Here is a 20970-nt window from a genome sequence, read left to right on the forward strand (position 1 = left end):
CCCTCAGCCTTCTTTCGCGGCGAGCGCCGGATAGCGCTCGTGCACCAGCTTGACCCAGTCCTTCAGGTACGCGCGGTAGTGCGATTCATCCTGCTGCCACATGCGGTTCACGGCCATGCCGCGGATCATGTTCAGCGTCAGGTTCAGCACCAGCCGCGCTTCCTTCGGGGTCAGCCCCGCGTCGCGAAACACGTCCAGCCACAATGCGTTGGTGGACTGCCGGTAATGGTCCATGACCGGCAGGATGCGCGCCATCAGTTCCGGGTCGGTCCGCGCCGCCACGATGGCTTCCAGCGCGGCAATGAACGGCCAGTCGAAATACACGCTCAGGCAGTCAGCAATGAAGCCTTCGATCGGCTTGCGGCCGGCTTCGGCACTGCGCGCCACGCGCTGCCCGCGCACAATCGCTTCGTCGTAGATGGCCGCGGTGGCGGCAACCACCAATTCCGCCTTGTTGGCGTAGTGATGCATCAACGCGCCGTTCGACAGCCCGGCCGTGCGCGCGACTTCCTTCGTGGTCAGGCCGCTGTAGCCTGACCGCATGAAGACATCAATGGTTGCGGACAGCAACTTTTCCTTGGCCTCGCGCGTGCGGTCTTCCTGCTTGCGGCGAGGGGGCAGGGCGGGGGCGGGCGAGGGCTGGGCGGGCATGCGGCGAGTATAGCCTCAGCCCTTCGGGTAATCACCGCGCCATTCGTCCGCAATAAAACAAACCGTTCACTCTGTATGTGATAGGATTTCAGCACATAACGATAGTGGAGGTGACACATGGCTTTCATCAAGAACGCCTGGTATGTCGCGGGCTGGGCCGACGAGGTCAAGGCTGGCGAAATGTTCCATCGGCAATTGCTGGGCGAACGCGTGGTGTTCTATCGCAAGGCGGACGGCACGCCCGTCGCGCTGCAAGACCGCTGCGCGCATCGCTTCATCCCCCTGCACCTGGGCAAGATCGTTGACGATCGCATCGAGTGCCTCTATCACGGGCTGCAGTTCGACTGTTCGGGCCGGTGCGTCAAGAACCCGCATGGCGACGGGCGCGTGCCCGAAGCGGCGCGCGTGGCGGCCTATCCGGTGCATGAGCGGCACGGGATGATGTGGATCTGGATGGGCGATGCGCCGGCCGACGCGTCCCTGATTCCGGACTACGGCGTGCTGGACGACACGGCGGCGTTCACGAGCAGCCGCGGGTATCTGCACATCCAGGCCAACTACGAGCTGATGGGTGAAAACCTGCTGGATCTGAGCCACATCACCTACCTGCACGACGGCTACCTGGGCAGCCCCGAGCAGGCGGGCGCCGACCAGGTGGTGGAAGAAGAGGGCGACCATCTGTTGTGCAACCGCTGGATGCCTTCCGTCACGCCGCCGGGCATCTTCAACATGCTGTACCGCCAGGATGGCAAGCCGGTCGACATGTGGACCCGGATGCTGTGGATGCCACCCAGCTGCTTCCTGCTGGATTCGGGCGTGCACGAGGCAGGCGCGGCGCAGCGCGAAGACCACGGCTGGTATTACGGCGTGCACATCCTGACGCCCGAGACCGAACGCACCACCCATTACCACTTTGCCGCGGCCATGCCGATCGGCACGCGCATGTCCCCGGAAACGGACGAGAAGTTCCGGGCGCTGCGGCGTTACGCCTTCGAGATGCAGGACAAGCCCATCATCGACGCGCAGCAGGAAGCGATCGGCGATGCCGACTTCTGGTCATTGAAGCCGGTGCTGCTGAGCATCGACCTGGGGCCGGTGCGGATGCGCCGCGCGATTACGCGGCGCTTGCAGGCCGAAGCGGAACAGACCGCCTGACCGGGTTTTTTTGCACGACGACAACAGCGACCGCACACACGCTGCGATACGCCAACAAGGCAGGCAGGAGACAGGCATGACAGGAACGTGGAACAAGGCAAAGGGTGCCATTGCAGTCGCGGTGGCAGCCATGGGCTGTGCGGCAACGGCGGCGGGGGCGCAAGGGGCGGCGCCGGCTGCGGCCGCGGGTGCCGCGCCGATCCGCATCGGCTTCATTGGCGAGCTGTCGGGATCGACAGCGGGGGTGGGGCAGGATCAGCTGGACGGCTTCAAGCTGCTGGTGGAACGCAATGGCAGGAAGCTGGGCGGCTACCCGATCCAATTGATCAAGGAAGACAGCCAGATGAAGCCGGAGGTCGCCAACCAGGTGGCGCGCCGGCTGATCGAGCGCGAAAAGGTGTCCATCATTACGGGCGTGTCGTTCTCGAACGTCATGATGGCCGTGCACAAGACCATCACCGACAAGGAAGTGTTCCTGATCGGATCGAACGCGGGGCCGTCGCAGATTGCGGGCGCGCAGTGTTCGCCGTATCAGTTCATCACGTCATGGCAGGGTGACCAGGCCGCCGAAGCCATTGGCAAGTATGCGCAGGAAAAGGGCTACAAGCGGGTCGTGACGATGGCGCCGAATTACCAGGCGGGCAAGGACACGGTGGCGGGCTTCAAGCGTTTCTATACGACGCCGGTGGTTGACGAGGTCTACACCTCGTTGTCGCAGCTGGACTTTGCGGCGGAGCTCTCGCAAATCGCGGCTGCCAAACCCGATGCGGTGTTTGCGTTCTTTCCCGGCGGCCTGGGCATCGCGTTCGCCAAGCAGTATGCGCAGGCGGGCCTGATGAAGACCCTGCCGCTGTTGTCGGTGTTCACGGTGGACGCGCTGTCCTTGCCTGCCATCGGCGATGCGGCGGTCGGCATGGTCAGCGGCAGCTTCTGGGCGCCTGACTTCGACAATGCGGCCAGCAAGAATTTCGTGCAGGCCTTCGAGGCGAAGTACAAACGCATTCCGTCGAACTATGCGGCGCAGAGCTACGACGCTGCGCAGTTGCTGGATTCGGCGATTGCCAAAGTCAATGGCAAGGTCGACGACAAGAAGGCGTTTGCCGCGGCACTGAAGGCGGCGGACTTCAAGTCCGTGCGCGGGAACTTCCGCTTTGGCACCAACCACTTTCCGGTGCAGTCCATGCACGTCGTGCAGGTCGCAAAAGACGCGCAGGGCCGCAACTCGCTCAAGACCCTGGCCACGCCGTTGAAGGACTATCAGGATGCCTACCAGGGCTTGTGCAAGATGAAGAGCTGAACCACCTGTGTCGACGGTGACAAACCCGGTGCGGTCTGCGTCGGCGCGGATTTATTCGGCCAGCGCTGCCGCGATCTCCGGGAACAAAGGGCGCTGGGTGGGCACAGGTGACAGGCAGGCGTCGCGCAGGGCGATCATGCGTGCAAGCCGCGATGAGGCCTGCTTGTCGCCTGGCGCGGCGGCTTCCGGATCCACCTGCGCGATCAATTCTTCCAGCAGGCAACCAAACGCGCGGACTTCCAGGCGTTGCAGCGCCGTTGCACGCTGCGCGTCGCCCAAGGCATAAAACGACGCTGCGCCGAAGTCACCCAGCAGGCTGTCGCCTTGCGTGTTGCGCAGAATATTGTGGCCATACAAGTCGCCGTGCATGATGCCCAGCGCATGCAGATGCGCGGCGGCTGACGCAATGCCGGCGGCGATACGGCGGGCAGTCTCCACCGTGAACACGGTGCCCGGTGCGTACACGTCGCGCGTGCAACTGGCCAGGCTGGGCGGCCCCGCCAGGTCGGTAAAGCCCGGGTCGATCAACGACATGACCAGGCCCGGCGTGCCGGCCGGGTGGTCGGCCAGTGTTGCTTCCAGCGGGATCAGATGGGGATGGGCGCCGGCGGCGACGCAGGCCGCCATCTCGCTTTCGGGCGACCCGTCACTGGTCACCGCGCCCTTGTAGATCTTGACGGCGACGTTACGGGGCATGGCCGCCGCGCTGTCATGCGAACCGGTGTCCGCCATCAGGTCCGCCTGATGAATCACGCCCGACGCTCCTTGTCCCAGCACCTGTTTCAGGGCGAGCCGATTCCAGGACACCGCGCCGACCCGCGCCTGCGCCGCCACGGCCGCGTCATCCATCCGGCAGCACGGGTTGCCGGCGTACGCCAGCCACGACAGGCGCGGCAGGTCGAACAGCCAGTCGGGCAGGGATTCAAACCGGTTGGCGGCAATGCGCAGCAGTTCCAGCTTGTGGCAGGCCGCCATGCTGTTCGGCAAGGCCGACAGCCGGTTCCCGGCCAGCATCAGCTTCTGGATATCGGTGCAGTGGCCCAGCGCATCGGGAAGGGTGTCAAGATCGTTGTCGGTCAGGATCAGCCAGCGCAGGTGCGGCGGCAGCGACGCGGCGGGCAGATGGCGGATGCGGTTGGCCTTGAAGCCGACCATGGTCAGCGAGGGCAAGGTCCCCAGGACTTCGGGCACGTGTTCGAAGGCATTGTTCGACAGGAAGATGACGCGCAATTTCGTCAGTCGCGACAGGTCATGCGGCAGATCGCGCAAGGCGTTGTTCGACAGGTCCAGGATTTCCAGGCTGTCCGCCAGGCCATAGACCTCGTCGGGAATCTCGGTCAGGCCGGCCGACAGGCTCAGACGCTGGATGCCGGCAAGCTGGCCGGCGCGCAATGGGGTCAGGGTGTCCACGTATCGTTGCCAGGGGGAGGGCGGGGTAACCCGCGATGATACCCGGCGGGGGACCTAGTGGAGTTTTAGCGAATGATTCTCATTTATACTCCGTGGCTTGACCCTGGGAGCGCACCATGCCAATCACCGTCGACATGGAACGGATCATCGATGAACACGCCCGTCTGCTGCGGCATTACGGTCGCGTGCAGAAGCGCTGCTCGCGCCTGCTGCAGGAACGGCAACAGGCCATCGACGATCGCGATGCCGAGATCATGCGCCTGCGCGCCGCGGTGATCGCGCGCGACACGGCCCTGGCCTTCGCGCGCGAGGATCACGCCGCGCTGGCCAACAGCATTCCGGGCCTGCCCCGCCGGCTGGCGCTGGTGCGCCACATCGACATGCTGGTGCATCGCATCCAGGCCCTGACGCGCGAACGCGCCCGGGGGTGGGGGCAGCCGTGGGGGCAGCCGCGGGGCGCGGCGTCTGCCGTCGCAGCGGCAACTTCACCCGCGTTGCCGCTGCCGGCGATCAACGTGCGCAAGCGGGCGGTGCTGTGGATCGGACAGGACCCCGCCGACGGCATCGCCACGCGGCGCTGGATCGAAACGTCGGGCGGCCGCTTCCTGCAGCACGATGGCGCGGACGACGCCGACCCGGCCGTGCTCGAAGCCAGCCTGGTGCAGGCCGACCTGGTGATTTGCCAGACGGGGTGCATCGGGCATGGCAGCTTCTGGCGCGCGCAGGACCACTGCCGCCGCACGGGCAAACAGTGCGTCGAGGTCGCCGCGCCCCGGACCATTTTGGTGCGTGCGCGCACCTCCGCGTGACACGGCTTTCCAGCGCCGGATAGTTGTATAGAACAATCGTTCGGACGCAAGCTAGAGTCCGCCCAATCGAGGTTGCCATGCCTGCAGGCAACCGGTGAACCTGAAGGTATCGGGAGGGCGGCAAGGTGGAAAGCGTGGTAAGACATGCATGGTATGTGCTGGCGTGGTCCAGCGAAATCGGCCGCACGCCGCTGGCGCGCCGTGTGCTCGATGAGCCCATCGTGGCATTCCGGAAAGAAGATGGGTCGCCTGTTGCGTTGCTTGACCGGTGCGCGCACAGGCTGCTTCCGTTGTCGATGGGAAGGGTGGTGGGCGACACGATCGAGTGCGGCTATCACGGCCTGCGCTACGACGCAGCGGGCACCTGTGTCCACGTGCCCGGGCAGTCCCGTATTCCATCGACCGCCTGTGTGCGCCACTTTCCGCTGGTCGAACGGTACGGTGCGACATGGATCTGGATGGGGCAGCCCGAAGAGGCCGATCCGGATCGCATCATTCCCGTTCAGCGCTTCGAGGAAGACGGCTGGGCGGTGGTGTGGGGCGACTACCAGCGGCATGGATCCCACTACCTGAATATCGTCGAAAACCTGCAAGACCCCGCGCACACCACCTTCGTGCACCCGCGCACCATCGGCAATCCCGCTTCCAGCGACGTGCCCATCCTTATCGAAGAGGAAGACGACTTCATCGTCGCCTATCGCTGGACGGTGGATGCCGAACCGCCGCCCGCCGACCGCGTCAACGGCAAGTTCGCCGGCCTGACCGACCGGTGCCAGCGCTACATCTTCTATCCGCCCTGCGTGTCGCGGGTGGACGTGGTCACGATGGACGCGGGCCAGGCGCATACCGAGGCCAATATGGATCGCGGGCTGCGCGCCTACAGCTACAAATTCCTGACCCCGGAGTCCGACCAATCGACCCACTTCTTCTGGATGCATGTCCGGAACTTTGGTGTGGGCGATGCGGCGCTGGAAGCCCGGCTCGTTGCTGCGATGAGCGCGACATTCGAGGAAGACAACGTCGTCGTGACCGCCATCCAGCGCGAGCAGGACGCCACCGGCAAGCGTCAGCACACCTGGCTGGCCATCGATACCGGTCCGACACGAGCACGCCGCAAGATCGAAAAATTGGCCGAGGCCGAAGCCGACGCTGGCTTGCCCCGGCACGTGTCCGCCTGATTTGCCCACCGTACGCAAGCTTTCCGTCGTCCCATCCAAGGAGCAGATCATGTCGCATCTTCGTCTTTCCGCAGCACTGCAGGCGCGCGCCCGGCACTGGCTGATGCCACTGGCCATGGTTGCCGCCGCAGCCTGTCCGCAGGTCCACGCAGAATCGGCGGAACCTTATCCGTCCAAGCCTATCCGGTTCATCGTGCCCTTCACGGCGGGGGGACTGACCGACAAACTGGCGCGCTCGCTCGCGCACGAAATGACCGAATCGTGGAAGCAGCCGGTCGTGGTCGAGAATCGCGGCGGGGCAGGCGGCACCATCGGTGCCGACCTGGCCGCCAAGGCGCCGGGTGACGGCTATACGGTGCTGATGGGTACGCACGCCACGCACGCCATCAACGTCACGCTGCTCGAACCGCTGCCCTACGACGCCGTGAAGGACTTCAAACCTGTCACGCTGCTTGCGACCGTGCCCAGTGTGCTGCTGGTCAATCCGGCGTTGCCCGTCAATTCGGTGCAGGACCTGGTCAAGCTGGCAAAGAGCCGCCCCGGAAGCCTGAATTACAGTTCCCAAGGCGTGGGAACCTCAGGTCATATGGCAGGCGAATACTTCAAGATGCTGGCGGGTATCGACATGGTCCACGTGCCCGCGAAAGGCCCCGCGCAGGCGTTGGCCGATGTCATGGGCAACCATGTCGATATGGTGTTCGATTCGGTCGCGATCGGCATGCCGCTGGTGCGGTCGGGCAAGCTCAAAGGCCTGGCCGTGACCAGCCGCGAACGTTCGCCTTCGGCCCCCGACTTGCCGACCATGAATGAGGCGGGCGTGCCGGGCTACGAGATCGCCTTGTGGTTCGCGCTGTATACGCCCAAGGGCACGCCCGATGCGATCGTTGCCAAACTCAACCAGGAGATGCGCCGCGCGCTGGCGCAACCGGCCATTCGGGATACGTTCATCCAGGAAGGGGTGACGCTCGCCGCGACCACGCCCGACGAGCTTGCCGCGTTCCAGAAGGACGAAGCAAGCAAGTGGGGACGCCTGATCAAGGCAACCGGCGCAGGCAAATGAAGTCGGTGGATGACGCGCACCTCGGGGCTCACCACAGGTCGCTGAGTGTGGTCGCCGTAGCCTGACCGTGCAGGTGGCGGCGGCTGCCGCCACGATGGCGGTCGGCTCTCTCAGTCAATGCATATTCCTGGTTCAGGCGGGCCGCCGCCTCGGTCAGCACGTCGAGCGCGTGGTCGAACACCTTCAGTTCCTCTTCGCTCAATGAGGCCAGCACGCTTGCATTGATGGTCGCCGTTTGTGGAAACAGTTCGCCGTGCAGCTCGCGCCCCTTGTCGGTCAGCGCGACGCTGGCACGGCGTTTGTCGTCGGGCGACACGATGCGCGACACCAGTCCCTTGTCGACCAGATCATTGATCGCGCGCGACACCAGCGGGCGATCGGTATGCGCGTGGTCGGCCAGCGCGGAGGGCGACAACGGCCCGAAGTCGGCAAGCATCGCGATCAGCCGCCATTCCCTGCGCGTGATGCCGTAGCGCCCCTCGCAGATGCGGATGATTGGTGCGCCGCTGCTGCCGAGCAGGCGCGCCAGGCGATAGTTCAGCAGGTCGTTGCAGACAGTGGGGTGTTTGAAAGACATGGTCATGACCCCGGCTGGCGGAAGTTGTATAGAACAATCAATCGGTTGGGCGCTAGAGTCATTCTCCATAAAAAGCCTGACAGCGGCAAGACGTCCCGGGCCCTTGCACGCCGCCGTCCCGACACTGGCTTGCCCGTTGCAACGATGCTGTCTGGCCCCCACTGGAGAATGCCTTCATGACGACACCTCAACGAGACCGATCGCGGCCCATCAACGAGTCGCTGGTGTTCGACCTGCCCCTGTCGTGGGCGGGCTATCGCATCAACAAGATGTGCAATTCCCTGACCTCGCCCGAGAACAGGGCGGCCTACCAGGCGGATGAAGAGGCCTACCTGGCGGCCTATGACCTTAGCCCGGAACAGAAGGCGCTCGTACTGGCCCGCGATTTTGGCGGCCTGCTCGACGCAGGCGCCAACATCTACTTCCTGCTCAAGCTGGGCGTCGTCACCGGCAACGGTCTGTACCGCATGGGCGCATCCATGCGCGGTGAAACCTACGAGCAGTTCCTTGAAACACGCAACGATCACGGAGCGGTCTGACATGGGCACCCTCATTGCTGGAATCGGCACGTCGCATGTCCCGTCGATTGGCGGGGCGCATGACCGCGGCAAGCAGGCCACGCCTGCATGGCGGCCGCTGTTCGATGCCTACGTGCCCGTGCGCGAATGGCTGAAAGAGATCAAGCCCGATGTCGCGATCATGGTCTACAACGACCATGGCGCGGATTTCTTCTTTGACAAATACCCGACCTTCGCAGTCGGCGCAGCGGACAGCTACGCCATTGCAGACGAGGGCTTTGGCACCCGGCCGTTCCCTGCCATTCGCGGCGATCTGCAGTTTTCGCAGCACCTGTGCGAGTCGCTGGTGTACGACGAATTCGATATCACGGTGTGCCAGGAGATGCGGGTCGAGCACGGCTTTCTGGTGCCGATGCATTTGTGTTTCGACCACGACGACACCTGGCCGGTCGCATCGGTGCCGATTGCGGTCAACGTGCTGCAGCACCCGTTGCCCACGGCACGCCGGTGCCTGCGCCTGGGGCAGGCCATCCGTCGTGCGGTCGACAGCTATCCCAAGGACATCAAGGTCGTGATCCTGGGCACGGGTGGCATGTCGCACCAGCTGACGGGAAAACACTTTGGCGAAATGAACGAAGCCTGGGACCAGAACTTCCTGGACCGGATCGAAACCGATCCCGACAGCCTGGCGGCGTTGACGCATCAGGAATTCATGGAGCGGTTCGGTGCAGAAGGTATCGAACTCATCATGTGGCTGGTCATGCGCGGTGCCCTGTCGGCCGGTGCGTCGCGTGTGCACCGCAACTACTACGCACCGATGACGACAGGCATGGGCCTCATCACGCTGGAGGAGCGGCCATGACGCGGACAGACCGGACGCAGGTCGCGATCGTCGGGGGTGGCCCGGCGGGACTGTTGCTGTCGCACCTGCTGCATCTGGAAGGGATCGAGTCTGTCGTGCTGGAGCACCGAAGCCAGGACCATGTACAAAGCCGCTTGCGTGCCGGCGTGCTGGAGCAGGGCACCGTCGACACCCTGCGGGATGCCGGCCTGGGCGCGGGGATGGCGGCGCGCGGCATGCCGCAGACGGCGATCGATTTCCGATTCGGACGCCGGTCCCACCTGATCGACTTTACGCACGAGACCGGTGGCCGGCAGGTGATGGTGTACCCCCAGCACGAGGTCGTGACCGACCTGATCCGCGCCAGGCTGGAAGCAGGGGGGCAGGTGTGGTTCGACACGCCCGTCACGCAGCTGGACGACCTGACAACCAGCCGGCCGGTGGTGCATTACGAAGTCGATGGCGAACCCCATCAGCTGCGTTGTGACATCGTGGCCGGCTGCGACGGCTTTCGCGGCCTGAGCCGCGAGGCCATGCCCGCGGACGCGCGGACCAGCTACGACCGCATCTACCCATTCGCGTGGTTGGGCATCCTGGCCGAGGTCCCGCCTGCCGCCCCGACCGTGACCTGGGGCTGTCATGAATCGGGATTTGCGATGTTGAGTTTCCGTTCGTCTACCGTCAGCCGCCTGTATCTTCAATGCGCGCCCGACGACAAGCCCGAGAACTGGTCCGATGACCGGATCTGGCACACCCTGCACGAACGACTGGACGTCGACGACATGCCGCCGCTGATCGAGGGCCGCATTACCCAGAAGGGCGTGACCGGCATGCGCAGCTTCCTGTCCGAGCCCATGCAGCACGGCCGCCTGTTCCTGGCGGGCGACGCCGCGCACATCGTGCCGCCCACCGGCGCCAAGGGGCTCAACGCCGCGGTCGCCGACATCCGAGTATTGAGCCGCGGCATCCTTGATTTCTACCGCCGCGCATCGACCGACGTGCTCGACCAGTACTCCGCGCTGTGCCTGGAACGCATGTGGCTGGTCCAGCGCTTCTCGGCCGGTCTCTGCACCATGGTCCACCAGTTCCCCGGCCAAGGCGCCTTCGAACGCCGCCTGCAACGCGCCGACCTGGACACCCTGACCGGCACCCACGCCGGCCGCCTGGCCTTCTCCGAAAACTTCACCGGCCTACCTTACGCGATCTGACCCCGCTACCTCCTGTCACGCAAAAGCGCATGTTCCCACCAGGACACAGCGGATCTGGCTCCGCCAGTCCGCCAGTGTCGCCCCTGGGGGAGGCGCGCAGCGCCATGGGGGGACAAACACTTTGTCCTATTGACAGGTCAATTGAAAAACATGTGAAATGCCCGTGTCATGGCAGTGCCGTGACCGGTTGATCCCGCATGGGCGGGGCTCCCGATTTCAGGAAGACACTGATGATCCGAGGCATGGCGTGAGCGGGGCGGACCGGCCCAAGGTGATCGTTGTCGGGGGCGGCCCGGTGGGGCTGGTCACGGCAATGCGGCTGGGGCACTTCGGGATCGACGTGGTGGTGGTCGAGTCCGATGCGACCGTGTCGCGGGCATTGAAGGCATCGACCTTCCATCCGCCAACGCTCGACATGCTCGACGCGTACGGCATCACGCCGCGCCTGATCGAAGCAGGGCTGGTGGCGCCGACGTGGCAGGTGCGCATGCATGCGACCAGCGAATACGCGGAATTCGATCTGTCGGTGCTGAAGGACGATACGGCGCACCCGTATAGGCTGCAGACCGAGCAGTGGAAACTGGCCGAATACCTGATCGAACACATTCGCGAGAACCTGCCGAACGTTGAACTATTGATGGGCTACAAGCTGCTGTCGGTGGCGCAGGATGCCGAGTCGGTCACGGCACAGGTGCAGGCCGAGGACGGCACGCCGCGCACGCTGACGGGCCGCTATCTGGTGGGCGCCGACGGGGCGCGCAGCACGGTGCGCGATGCGCTGTCGTTGTCGTTTGAAGGGCATACCTTTCCTGAAACGACCGTGCTGGCGACGACGGATTTTCCGTTTCACGAACATATTCCGACGCTCTCGTACATCAATTATTGCTGGGCCGAGACGGGCACATTCAGCCTGTTGCGGCTGCCCGGTATCTGGCGAGTGAGCCTGTACCCGTGGGAAGGCGAGACGCTGGAAGAGGCGATCACCCCGCCGTCGATCGAGCGCAAGCTGCAGCACATCTATCCGCGCGACGTGCCTTATAACGTGATGGAGATCCGTCCCTATCGCATCCACCAGCGTGTGGTGGACCGGTATGTGCACGGCCGCATCGTGCTGGCCGGCGACGCGGCGCACGTGAACAGCCCGAGTGGCGGCATGGGCATGAATGGCGGTATCCACGATGCCTTCAATCTGAGCGACAAGCTCAAGCGGATTCTGGAAGGTGAGTCGGCTGACCTGCTGGAGCAGTATCAGCGGCAGCGCCGTCCGATCGCCATCAAGCACGTGCTGGAGCAGTCGGGCCGCAATCGGGCGCGCATGCAGGAACGTGGCGAAGAGAAACGCCGCGAGACCTTGCACGGGCTGATGCGCAAGGCGAATGACCCGGTGCAGGCGCGCGAATACTTGCTCGAAACCTCGATGATTACCGGGCTAAGGGAATCGAACGAGATCGCTTGATTCGGGCGCAATAAAAAAATGGCCGCGGCATCGGAAGATGCCGCGGCCTTTTTCATGGACGGTGGACGTTGAAGGCAAGTGCGGGGTGGAGCGGGGTGGCCGCCCTCATCCGGACACCTGTTGGCGTTCAAATCGCTCCCGCCAGTGGTCGCCGCGGATCCACGTTTCCAGCCGTGTCTGCTCAGGCGCCAAGGCGGCCACGGCCTTCCAGCCGAGGCACAGCATGCAGGACAGCACGGGAACTTTGGAGTGCACGTTGGCTTGCAGCAGAGGCCCGAGCGTGGGCATGCCGGTGCCCAGCATGACGATGGCGTCGGCATCGTCGGCGAGGCCTTCGAGCAAGGCGCCGGCGGCACCCGCCTTCATGGAGTAAATGGGATGGAACTGGCTGTCGTCCAATTCGCCGGATGCGACCTTGGACACGGTCAGGCCGCGTGATTCCCAATAGCGCACGCCGGCTTGCGTCAGCGAGGCGGGGTAGGGCGAGGCCAGCGCGATGCGGGTCGCGCCGAGTTCTTTCAAGGCATCGACCACGGCCGTGGCAGCGGTGAAGGCATGCACGCCGCGCTTGGCTTCGATCTCGCCCAGCACGCGGGCTTCGCGTTCCTTGCCGACCATATAGGACGCGCCGGTGGTGCCGACGGCAATCGCGTCAATGGGCGCGTTGGCGAACTGGTCGCAGGCGGTGTCCAGCTGGTCCACGTAGTCCACCAGGCGCGCTTCGATGCTGGACTTGTCGCTCATCATGCGTGCGTTGATGTGCGCGTAGCCGGCGGGCAAAAGAATGGCGTATTCCGGTTCGACGGTGGTATTGGCTTGCGGCGTGAGCAGGCCGACCAGGCCTTTGGGGGCGTATTCGACGGGCACGGGCGATCAATCCAGCTTGATGTTCGCGGACTTGATGATGGGCGCCCACTTGCGGTCTTCATCCTTGATGAACTGGACGAACTGGGCTTGCGGCGCGGCTACCGACACCAGCCCCTGTTCCAGCAGCTTGGCGCGGAAGTCGGCGTTGGCCATGACTTTGGTCAGCGCGGCAGTCAGGGTGTCGACGATGGGTTGCGGGGTACCGGCCGGTGCCGAGACACCGAACCAGGCTTCGCCAACCGTACCAGGCACGACTTCGTCCATGGTGGGCACATCGGGAAACGCCGACACGCGCTTGGGGCCGCTGACGGCGAGCACGCGCACGTTGCCGGCACGCGCCTGGACCGACGCCACGGCAATGTTGTTGAAGATCGCATCGATCTGGCCGCCGAGCAGGTCGTTCATGGCGGGGCCGGTGCCCTTGTAGGGCACGTGGGTCATCTGGATGTTGGCGCGCTGCTTGAGCTGCTCGCCGGTCAGGAAGCCTGCCGAGCCGACGCCGGCCGATCCATAGTTGTAGCTGCCCCCGGCCTTGCGGGCCAGGTCCAGGAATTCCTTGAAGTCTTTGGCGGGGTGGTTGGCCCGCACGATCAGGCCATTCGGAAAGGTGCCGAGCAGCATGATGTGCGTGAAGTCGTCGATCGGCTTGTAGGGGGTCTTCTGGCCAAGCAGCGGGCCGGTGGTGATGGCGGCGCCGTTGGTCATGACCAGGGTGTAGCCGTTGGGCGCCGCCTTGGCGCCCAGGTCGGTCCCCAGGATGGAGGCGGCGCCGCCCTTGTTTTCAACCACGATGGTCTTGCCCAGGACTTCGCCAAGGCTGTTGGCCACCAGACGGCCGATGATGTCGGTGGATCCGCCGGGGCTGAAGGGCACGATCAGCGTGATCGGGCGGTCGGGATAGACCGGCTGCGCGGCCATCGCCGACGTGGCGCCGGCCAGCGTCATGGCCACGGTCACGGCCAGGCCAGAGAGCACGAAGGCGCGGCGTTGCGCACCGCGCGCCAGGGGCGCAGGCTGCGCCCTTTTGCCCGACCCACCTGTACTATGATTGCCCATGACTCATGCCCCGCAGCTGTTTGGAATAAGCAAATAGTCGGGCACGTGTCATCGCGGCGTCAAGACAAATGTTCTATTAGACAGACAATAAGACAGAGTGCCATTTCCTATGCAGCAGTCCCTGCCTCTCCCCAAGTACCACAGCGTCTATCTCGTGTTGAAAGAACGGCTGCGTGACGGACTTTACGACGTTCGTGTCCCCGGTGAAATGGAATTGATGGAGGAGTTCGGCGTCTCGCGCGCCACGATGCGCAAGGCCCTTGAAAACCTGTCGGCCGAAGGGCTGATCGAGCGTGCCGCCGGTCGCGGCACGCGCCGTGTGCATGCCCCCGACGATGCCGTGCCGGTCAAGGCCAGCACGTCGCGCCTGACAGGACTGCTGGACAACATCGTGGCGGCCAGCCTGGATACGACCGTCAAGGTGCTGGAGCACGAGACGGTGGAAGCCAGCGGTCCGGTTGCGCAAACGTTGCAGGTCGCGTCGCGGGCCGAGGTGCTGCGTGCGGTGCGTGTGCGCAGCACCCGGGCGGGTCCGGTGTCGCACATCACCACCTGGGTGCCGCATGCGCTGGCACGGGGGCTGGGCCGCAAGCAGCTGGGCAAGAAAGCCATCCTGGTGCTGCTGGAAGAAAGCGGCATCGATATCGGCCGCGCCACGCAAAGCATTTCGGCCAAGCAGGCTGACGCCGCGGTGGCAACGGCGCTGGATGTGCCGCTTGGCTCGGCGCTGCTGTCGGTGAACCGGGTGGTGTTCGACACCGAAGAGCGCCCGGTGCTGTGGTTGCAGGGTCTGTACCGGCCCGACCGCTACGAATACGAGATGGACCTGTCACGGGTCGGTGATATCGACGCCAAGGTGTGGGTGGCAAATCATCGGTCGTCTCCGGCAACGGGGCGGGATTGACCTGACGGTGCATCCGGGCAGGGCGGGGTAATCCCTGCCCTCCGCCCGAAAAACAATTGTTCTATTGACAGTACAATATGACCAGCCCGGCATCATGCCGGTTGCCTGGCCGTGTGCTGCCTTCGTACGGGGGAATGCGCCGGGCTTGTCCGCGATTCCCAGGAGGCACGCATGCCCCTCACGTCGTCCGCCGGCCAGACGCTGGCGCAAAAGCTGATTGCCCGCGCCGCTGGCACTGATCGAGTCGTTCCTGGCGACATCGTGACCTGCCGTGTCGATCTGGCCATGTTCCATGATTCGTCCGGCCCCCGCCGCCTCAAGCCCATGCTGGAGCAATTGGGCGCGCACATCTGGGATCCGCAGCGGGTGGTGCTGGTCATGGACCACTACGTGCCCGAACGTGATGACGACTCGCGCCGCATTGTCCGCATCGCGCGCGAATGGGCGGCCGAGCAGGCCCTGCCCAATGTGTATGACAGCATGGGCATCTGCCATGTGGTGGTGCCCCAGCACGGACACATCCGGCCCGGCATGATGTGCGTGGGTGGCGATAGCCATTCGCCCACGGGCGGTGCGTTCGGCGCATATATGTTCGGCGTGGGCAGCACCGAGATGCTGGGCGCGGTCGTGACGGGCGAGATCTGGTTGCGGGTGCCCGAGACGATCCAGATGCATTGGTCGGGCCATCTGGCGGCAGGGGTGACGGCCAAGGACATGATGCTGCACATGCTGGCCCGGTTCGGCATGAACGGCGGCGACTACCAGGCGGTGGAATTCTGCGGCCCCGCCGTGACGGCGTTGTCGATGGAAGAGCGCATGACGCTGTCGAACATGAGCGCCGAGCTGGGGTCGCAAGTCGGACTGATCGCGCCTGATGCGGTAACGGCCGAGTGGCTGGCGGCGCATGGGGCGCCGGGTGTCGACACGGGTCCGTGGTTTACGGATGCGGATGCCCGCGTGACGCGGCATGACTTCGATGCATCGACCCTGCCACCCATGGTGGCGGCGCCGCACAGTCCGGCCAACAGCCATCCGGTGGATACGCATCGCGGTACCGCGATTCAGGTCGCCTACATTGGCGCGTGCACCGGCGCAAAGCGGGAAGACATGCAGGCAGCCGCCAGCGTGCTGCGGGGACGCAAGGTGGCAAGCGGGGTCCGCCTGATCGTGGCGCCGGCCAGCCTGCGCGACCAGGAAGCGGCCCAGGCGTCGGGGGACCTGCAGATTTTGCGCGACGCAGGGGCAGAGCTGTACCCGACGTCGTGCGGCGCCTGTGCGGGGTATGGCAGTCCGATGGGCGATGGGGACGTCGTGATCTCGACCACCGCGCGCAACTTCAAGGGACGGATGGGATCGGCCACGGCGCAGGTGTATCTGGCCTCGCCCTACACCGTGGCGGCGTCGGCGCTGCGCGGCAGCGTGACTGACCCGAGAGAGGTGCTGGCATGAGCAGGGAATCGAACACGGCCGGATCGGCGGCAGGATCGGGCGCAATGTCGACTGCGACATCGGCCGCGACATCGAATGCGACATCGGCCGCATCATCGAATGCGACGGCGGCCGCATCATCGAATGCGACGGCGGCATCCGCATCCAGCGATGCCCAAACTAGCACTGCGCGACATCGCGTCTGGAAGCTGGGTGCCGACATCGACACCGACCTGCTGGCGCCCGGGTATGTGATGAAACACGGCATCGACGTGATCGCGACCCATTGCCTGGAGTCGGTCCGCCCGGAGTTTGCCAGTACCGTGCAGAGAGGCGACGTGCTGGTGGCGGGACCGAATTTTGGCATCGGGTCATCGCGCGAGCAGGCGGCGGGTGCGCTGGTGACGCTGGGCGTTGCAGCCGTGATCGCGCCGTCGTACGGTGGCCTGTTCTTTCGGAATGCGTTCAACCTGGGGCTGATGCTGCTCACGTGCCCGGACGTCGACGTACTGGAGGAAGGCGAGGCCATCGCGCTGCACGTGCCGGCAACCGAGGGTCAGGTCATCCCCGAGATTCTTGCCGCCGATGGACGCACCTTGCGGTGCGCCCCGATCCCGTCATTTCTGGTGGACATGGCGCAGGCGGGTGGCTTGCTGAACCAGCTGGCGCGCCGTTACGGAAAGGAGCTGACCCATGGCTGATGCGATGCTGCCCGCCAATGACAGTCACACGTTCGACGGCGCGCGCACCGCGCTCCTGATCGTGGATCTGCAAAACGATTTCCTGGCCCCCGATGGCGCCTATGCGCGCGGGGGCGCAACCAGTGCCGCGGCCGCCGCCTTGCCACCACGGGTGGCCGAGGTGGCACGCGTCGTCAAGGCCGCCGGCGGCATGGTGGTCGCCAGCCAGTTCACGCTGTGGCCGGACGCGCGAGGCGAACCGATGATCGCCCCGCACCTGCTGCAGCTGCGGCCGTTCTTGCAGCGCGGCGACTTTGCACCCGGCAGCAAGGGGCAGGCCAATGTGGCCGAACTGGACGGATTGATCGACGTGGCATTCGCCAAGGTCGCCTATTCGGCCTTCTTCAACACGCAACTCGACTGGGTGTTGCGGCATGCCGGCATCGATTGCGTCATCGTGTGCGGCATCGTGACCAACGGCGGCGTGGCCAGCACGGCACGAGAGGCCCACATGCGCGAGTTCCACACGGTGGTCATGTCGGACGGCTGCGCGGCATTCAAGGAATCCGTGCACGCCGCGTCATTGGCCGACCTGGCGACCATTGCCGATATCCTGACCTGCGACCAGGTGGTTGCAGGATTCAACTACCCAAGGACAGCCCGTCATGCCTCATGACCTGAAAACCCGCCTGGCGTCGCCGGACATCGTGCTGGCGCCCGGTGTCTACGACGCCTTTACCGCGCTGATTGCGGAACAGACCGGCTTTGAGGCCTTGTATCTGTCGGGCGCGTCGGTCGCCTACACGCGGCTTGGCCGATCGGACGTGGGGCTGACCACGTTTTCCGAGGTGGAAGAGACCCTGGCGCGTATTACGGAGCGGGTCGCATTGCCCGTGATCGTGGATGCCGATACGGGCTTTGGCAACGCGTTGAACGTGATGCGGACCGTGCGCGGATTCGAGCGGGCAGGCGCCGCGGTCATCCAGATCGAAGACCAGGGCTTTCCGAAACGCTGCGGACATCTGGACGGCAAGTCGGTGATCCCTGCAAGGGAAATGGTCGGCAAGCTGAAGGCGGCGGTGGACGCGCGGCATTCCCCCGCCACGCTGATCCTGGCGCGCACCGACGCGGTTGCGGTGGAAGGCCTGGACGCTGCGCTGGACCGGGCCGAGCAGTATCTGGAAGCCGGGGTGGACGCCTTGTTCATCGAGGCCTTGCGCACGCCCGAGCAAATGGATGCCGCGTGCGCACGCTTTGCTTCCCGCGTGCCGCTGCTGGCGAATATGGTCGAAGGCGGCAAGACCCCGATCCAGGATGCCGACCAATTGCAGCGGCATGGTTTCCGCATCGCCATCTTCCCGGGCGGCGCGGCGCGGGCAGTGGCGCATACCTTGCAGGATTACTACGGCAGCCTGAAGACGCACCGGACGACCACGCCGTTTCGCGAACGCATGCTGGATTTCGATGGGCTGAACGAGGTGCTGGGAACGCCGGAACTGCTGGCCCAGGGCAAGCGCTACGAGGGCTGAGCCCCTGGCCCGCCGGCCTGGGTGGCACCCGGCCGCGGCGCACCGGAACGGCTGGATACAACTCGGCGTGGCGGCGGGCACCCACCGCCGGATGCTTTGTTGTAGCGTACGCCTGCAATTTTGCACGCCGCCCGATCGCTTCTGTCCTTGCCCACGCCTACGCCCGCGCCGGATCCGTCCGTCAGCGCTGTCTGCCCACCGTCGCGACGCGCGTCCACCGTCAGTGCGCTGATCATCAGCGTGCTGACAGCACATCTTCTTGCGGGCTGCGGATCCACGCATCCCAGCCTGCCGTTCGACCCCTCGATGCGCGGCACCGAAGACCTCAGCTCGGATCAGGTGGCCCAGACGGATTTCAACCGGACGCTGACGATCGCCATGCGCGACAACCTATCGAGCCTGGTCAACCTGATGGGCAAGCTGTATCGCCGCAATCCCCGTGAATGGCGCAAGTCCGGCAAGGGCAGTCTGGAAGAGGCGATCGCGGCCGTGCGCCTGTCGATCGAGTCGCGCACGCCGCCGCCCAGCGTGGCCGGCCTGCGCGATATCCAGTTGCTGGCCGCCGCGCTGGATCCCAATTACGCGGGCGATCGGGTGGCGGCGTTCGTCTACGGCATGGCCGACACCATCATCGCCGCCCATGACGGCAAGACGCGGTTTTACGCGTTTGACCTGTTGTCGGCCGATCACGTCTATAACGCGGCGCGCAATGTCGAAGCCGCGGCCTGGCTGTTGGCCACCCGGCGCGATGCCGCGGGGCAGCCCCTGCTGCTGGCCAACGAGATGACCGAGCGAGGGGTGAACCTGAGCTTTGAACGCGAGTTTGGCGCGCTGATCGGCCGGCTGGATCTGGTGGCCAACCTGCTGGGCGAGAACACCCGCCGGATCGGCATCAACTACGCGCAGAACTTCATGTTCTTTCGTTTCCTGCCCGTGCGTTAGCCCGGGAGGGTGGAGACCTAATCCGTCGCGGAACCGACACGTGGGCTGGAATTCTCACGATATCCACTATTATGCAAAATTACGTAGCTGCGAAGGCGCAACAGGGTGTCAGGCAACGAAGTGGATAGCGAGCTTCAGGCGGATGTGGCGGCGATCGGCCGCCTGGATGGCGTTCCGACGATCCTGTCGGTGATCTGCAAGGTGACGGGTATGGGTTTCGCCGCCGTCGCGCGGGTGACAGACAGCCGCTGGATTGCGTGCGCCGTGCGGGACGACATCCAGTTCGGGCTCCACCCGGGCGGCGAGCTTGACCTCGATTCGACCATCTGCAGCGAGATCTACACCAACGGCGAACCTGTGGTCATCGACGAGGTGGCCTCCGATCCCGACTTTTGCACTCACCACACCCCGGCGCGTTATGGCTTTCAAAGCTATATCTCGATGCCGATCTATCGGCGGTCGGGAGAATTCTTCGGCACCTTGTGCGCGATCGACCCCCGTCCCGCGCAACTCAAGAACGACGAAGTGATCAGCATGTTCCGGCTGTTTGCCGATTTGATCGGGTCGGAGCTGGATGCGCAGCAACGCCTGGCCACCAGCGAGGCCGCCTTGCTGGACGAACGCGAACGGGCAGAACTGCGGGAGCAGTTCATTGCGGTATTGGGGCATGACTTGCGCAATCCGCTGGCGTCGATCGCGGCGGGCGCGCAAGTGCTGGCGCACGCGCCGCTGGATACCCGCGCGTCCACCATGGTCGGCATGATCAGCAAGAGCGTGCAGCGCATGGCGCGCCTGATCGATGATGTCATGGACTTTGCGCGGGGGCGCCTGGGTGGCGGCCTGGGCCTGGTGCGGCAAGACAACGTACCGTTGCAACCCACGATCGAGCAGGTGGTGTCCGAACTGCGCGTGGCGTGGCCTGACCGCCTGATCACGTCCAGCCTGTCGATGACCGAATCGGTGGCGTGCGACCCGGGCCGCATCGGCCAGTTGCTGTCCAACCTGCTTGCGAACGCGTTGACGCATGGCGACACCAGCCGCCCGGTCCATGTGGCCGCGTCGACGACCGGCGGCGTCCTGGAACTGTCCGTCATCAACCATGGCACGCCCATGTCGCCGCAGACCCTGGCGCAGCTGTTCCAGCCTTTTGTGCGTGCGACCGACTCGCGAACCGAAGGGCTGGGCCTGGGTCTGTACATCGTTTCGGAAATCGCCCGCGCCCATAGCGGCAGCCTGGACGTGGTGTCGAATGTCGACGAGACCCGCTTCACCTTCCGCATGAGCTGCGCCACCGGCGCTGTCTGATCCCTGGCCTTGCCTGAGGTTCGCCCTCCGGCGCAGTCCTTGCTCTCGACCTGGTCGATGCCTGCCACCCCGCGCAGGCTGCCACCCTTTCGGAGCATA

Annotated in this window: 21 protein-coding genes; 16 read left to right on the top strand and 5 right to left on the bottom strand. The window is 65.0% G+C overall.

The features are described from left to right. Nucleotides 1-3: 3 nt before the first annotated feature. The gene (locus HD883_RS03580; protein ID WP_179587791.1) at nt 4-651 is read right to left on the bottom strand and encodes a TetR/AcrR family transcriptional regulator; all 648 of its coding nucleotides are present in this window, start codon (nt 649-651) and stop codon (nt 4-6) included. A 117-nt stretch (nt 652-768) separates the two neighbouring features. Between HD883_RS03580 and HD883_RS03585 the strand changes: the two genes are divergently transcribed. Both HD883_RS03585 and HD883_RS03590 read left to right on the top strand, forming a co-directional pair. Then, nucleotides 769-1806 (top strand): aromatic ring-hydroxylating dioxygenase subunit alpha, encoded by a 1038-nt coding sequence (locus tag HD883_RS03585; RefSeq protein ID WP_179587790.1) that lies wholly within the window; start codon nt 769-771, stop codon nt 1804-1806. A 76-nt stretch (nt 1807-1882) separates the two neighbouring features. After that, on the top strand, nt 1883-3103 hold the full coding sequence (locus tag HD883_RS03590; protein WP_257021979.1) for an ABC transporter substrate-binding protein: 1221 nt from the start codon (nt 1883-1885) through the stop codon (nt 3101-3103). Nucleotides 3104-3154: 51 nt separating this feature from the next. On the opposite strand, the gene HD883_RS03595 is transcribed toward HD883_RS03590, so the two are convergent. Next, the gene (locus HD883_RS03595) at nt 3155-4513 is read right to left on the bottom strand and encodes a leucine-rich repeat-containing protein kinase family protein (protein WP_179587789.1); all 1359 of its coding nucleotides are present in this window, start codon (nt 4511-4513) and stop codon (nt 3155-3157) included. A 116-nt stretch (nt 4514-4629) separates the two neighbouring features. On the opposite strand from HD883_RS03595, the gene HD883_RS03600 reads away from it, so the two are divergent. The 3 genes from HD883_RS03600 to HD883_RS03610 all read left to right on the top strand — a co-directional run bounded on the left by HD883_RS03600 (nt 4630) and on the right by HD883_RS03610 (nt 7560). Next, nucleotides 4630-5322: a DUF2325 domain-containing protein gene (locus HD883_RS03600; protein ID WP_257021980.1), complete on the top strand. Its 693-nt coding sequence runs from the start codon at nt 4630-4632 to the stop codon at nt 5320-5322. Between the two features lie 134 nt (nt 5323-5456). Then, the gene (locus tag HD883_RS03605) at nt 5457-6500 is read left to right on the top strand and encodes an aromatic ring-hydroxylating dioxygenase subunit alpha (protein WP_179587788.1); all 1044 of its coding nucleotides are present in this window, start codon (nt 5457-5459) and stop codon (nt 6498-6500) included. A gap of 49 nt (nt 6501-6549) precedes the next feature. Beyond that, entirely contained in the window at nt 6550-7560 is a 1011-nt protein-coding gene (locus HD883_RS03610; protein ID WP_179587787.1) for a Bug family tripartite tricarboxylate transporter substrate binding protein, read from the top strand. 28 nt (nt 7561-7588) lie between these two features. Here the strand turns inward: HD883_RS03610 and HD883_RS03615 are convergent, their stop codons facing one another. After that, entirely contained in the window at nt 7589-8137 is a 549-nt protein-coding gene (locus tag HD883_RS03615) for a MarR family winged helix-turn-helix transcriptional regulator (RefSeq protein ID WP_179587786.1), read from the bottom strand. A 176-nt stretch (nt 8138-8313) separates the two neighbouring features. Here HD883_RS03615 and HD883_RS03620 point away from each other — a divergent pair, with 176 nt between their 5' ends. From HD883_RS03620 to HD883_RS03635, 4 genes are all read left to right on the top strand, one after another. Then, on the top strand, nt 8314-8676 hold the full coding sequence (locus HD883_RS03620) for a protocatechuate 3,4-dioxygenase (RefSeq protein WP_179587785.1): 363 nt from the start codon (nt 8314-8316) through the stop codon (nt 8674-8676). 1 nt (nt 8677) lies between these two features. Beyond that, nucleotides 8678-9517, top strand: a complete 840-nt coding sequence (locus tag HD883_RS03625) for a class III extradiol dioxygenase family protein (protein WP_179587784.1) — start codon at nt 8678-8680, stop codon at nt 9515-9517. Then, nucleotides 9514-10704: a 4-hydroxybenzoate 3-monooxygenase gene (locus HD883_RS03630; RefSeq protein ID WP_179587783.1), complete on the top strand. Its 1191-nt coding sequence runs from the start codon at nt 9514-9516 to the stop codon at nt 10702-10704. Before HD883_RS03625 ends, HD883_RS03630 begins: the two co-directional genes overlap by 4 nt. Nucleotides 10705-10951: 247 nt before the next feature. Continuing rightward, nucleotides 10952-12160 carry an FAD-dependent oxidoreductase gene (locus tag HD883_RS03635; protein WP_218863256.1) on the top strand — a complete coding sequence of 403 codons (1209 nt, stop codon included), beginning with the start codon at nt 10952-10954 and terminating at the stop codon, nt 12158-12160. A gap of 105 nt (nt 12161-12265) precedes the next feature. On the opposite strand, the gene HD883_RS03640 is transcribed toward HD883_RS03635, so the two are convergent. Both HD883_RS03640 and HD883_RS03645 read right to left on the bottom strand, forming a co-directional pair. Further along, entirely contained in the window at nt 12266-13027 is a 762-nt protein-coding gene (locus HD883_RS03640; protein ID WP_179587781.1) for a maleate cis-trans isomerase family protein, read from the bottom strand. Between the two features lie 6 nt (nt 13028-13033). Beyond that, nucleotides 13034-14083: a Bug family tripartite tricarboxylate transporter substrate binding protein gene (locus HD883_RS03645; RefSeq protein WP_179587780.1), complete on the bottom strand. Its 1050-nt coding sequence runs from the start codon at nt 14081-14083 to the stop codon at nt 13034-13036. Between the two features lie 109 nt (nt 14084-14192). Between HD883_RS03645 and HD883_RS03650 the strand changes: the two genes are divergently transcribed. The 7 genes from HD883_RS03650 to HD883_RS03680 all read left to right on the top strand — a co-directional run bounded on the left by HD883_RS03650 (nt 14193) and on the right by HD883_RS03680 (nt 20871). Continuing rightward, nucleotides 14193-14987, top strand: coding sequence for a GntR family transcriptional regulator (locus tag HD883_RS03650; RefSeq protein ID WP_179587779.1), 795 nt, complete (start codon nt 14193-14195; stop codon nt 14985-14987). A 171-nt stretch (nt 14988-15158) separates the two neighbouring features. Next, nucleotides 15159-16436 (top strand): 3-isopropylmalate dehydratase large subunit, encoded by a 1278-nt coding sequence (locus tag HD883_RS03655; protein WP_179587778.1) that lies wholly within the window; start codon nt 15159-15161, stop codon nt 16434-16436. 44 nt (nt 16437-16480) lie between these two features. Then, nucleotides 16481-17116 (top strand): LeuD/DmdB family oxidoreductase small subunit, encoded by a 636-nt coding sequence (locus tag HD883_RS03660; RefSeq protein WP_179587777.1) that lies wholly within the window; start codon nt 16481-16483, stop codon nt 17114-17116. Beyond that, nucleotides 17109-17771 (top strand): cysteine hydrolase family protein, encoded by a 663-nt coding sequence (locus HD883_RS03665; protein WP_257021981.1) that lies wholly within the window; start codon nt 17109-17111, stop codon nt 17769-17771. Before HD883_RS03660 ends, HD883_RS03665 begins: the two co-directional genes overlap by 8 nt. Further along, complete coding sequence (locus tag HD883_RS03670; protein WP_179587776.1) at nt 17761-18624, top strand: isocitrate lyase/PEP mutase family protein; 864 nt, start codon at nt 17761-17763, stop codon at nt 18622-18624. The genes HD883_RS03665 and HD883_RS03670 overlap by 11 nt, the downstream gene beginning before the upstream one ends. Nucleotides 18625-18864: 240 nt before the next feature. Then, on the top strand, nt 18865-19566 hold the full coding sequence (locus HD883_RS03675; RefSeq protein WP_373563303.1) for a hypothetical protein: 702 nt from the start codon (nt 18865-18867) through the stop codon (nt 19564-19566). Between the two features lie 120 nt (nt 19567-19686). Continuing rightward, nucleotides 19687-20871, top strand: a complete 1185-nt coding sequence (locus HD883_RS03680; RefSeq protein WP_179587775.1) for a GAF domain-containing sensor histidine kinase — start codon at nt 19687-19689, stop codon at nt 20869-20871. Nucleotides 20872-20970: the final 99 nt, after the last annotated feature.

This window comes from Pigmentiphaga litoralis, from assembly GCF_013408655.1.
GTDB lineage: Bacteria > Pseudomonadota > Gammaproteobacteria > Burkholderiales > Burkholderiaceae_B > Pigmentiphaga > Pigmentiphaga litoralis_A.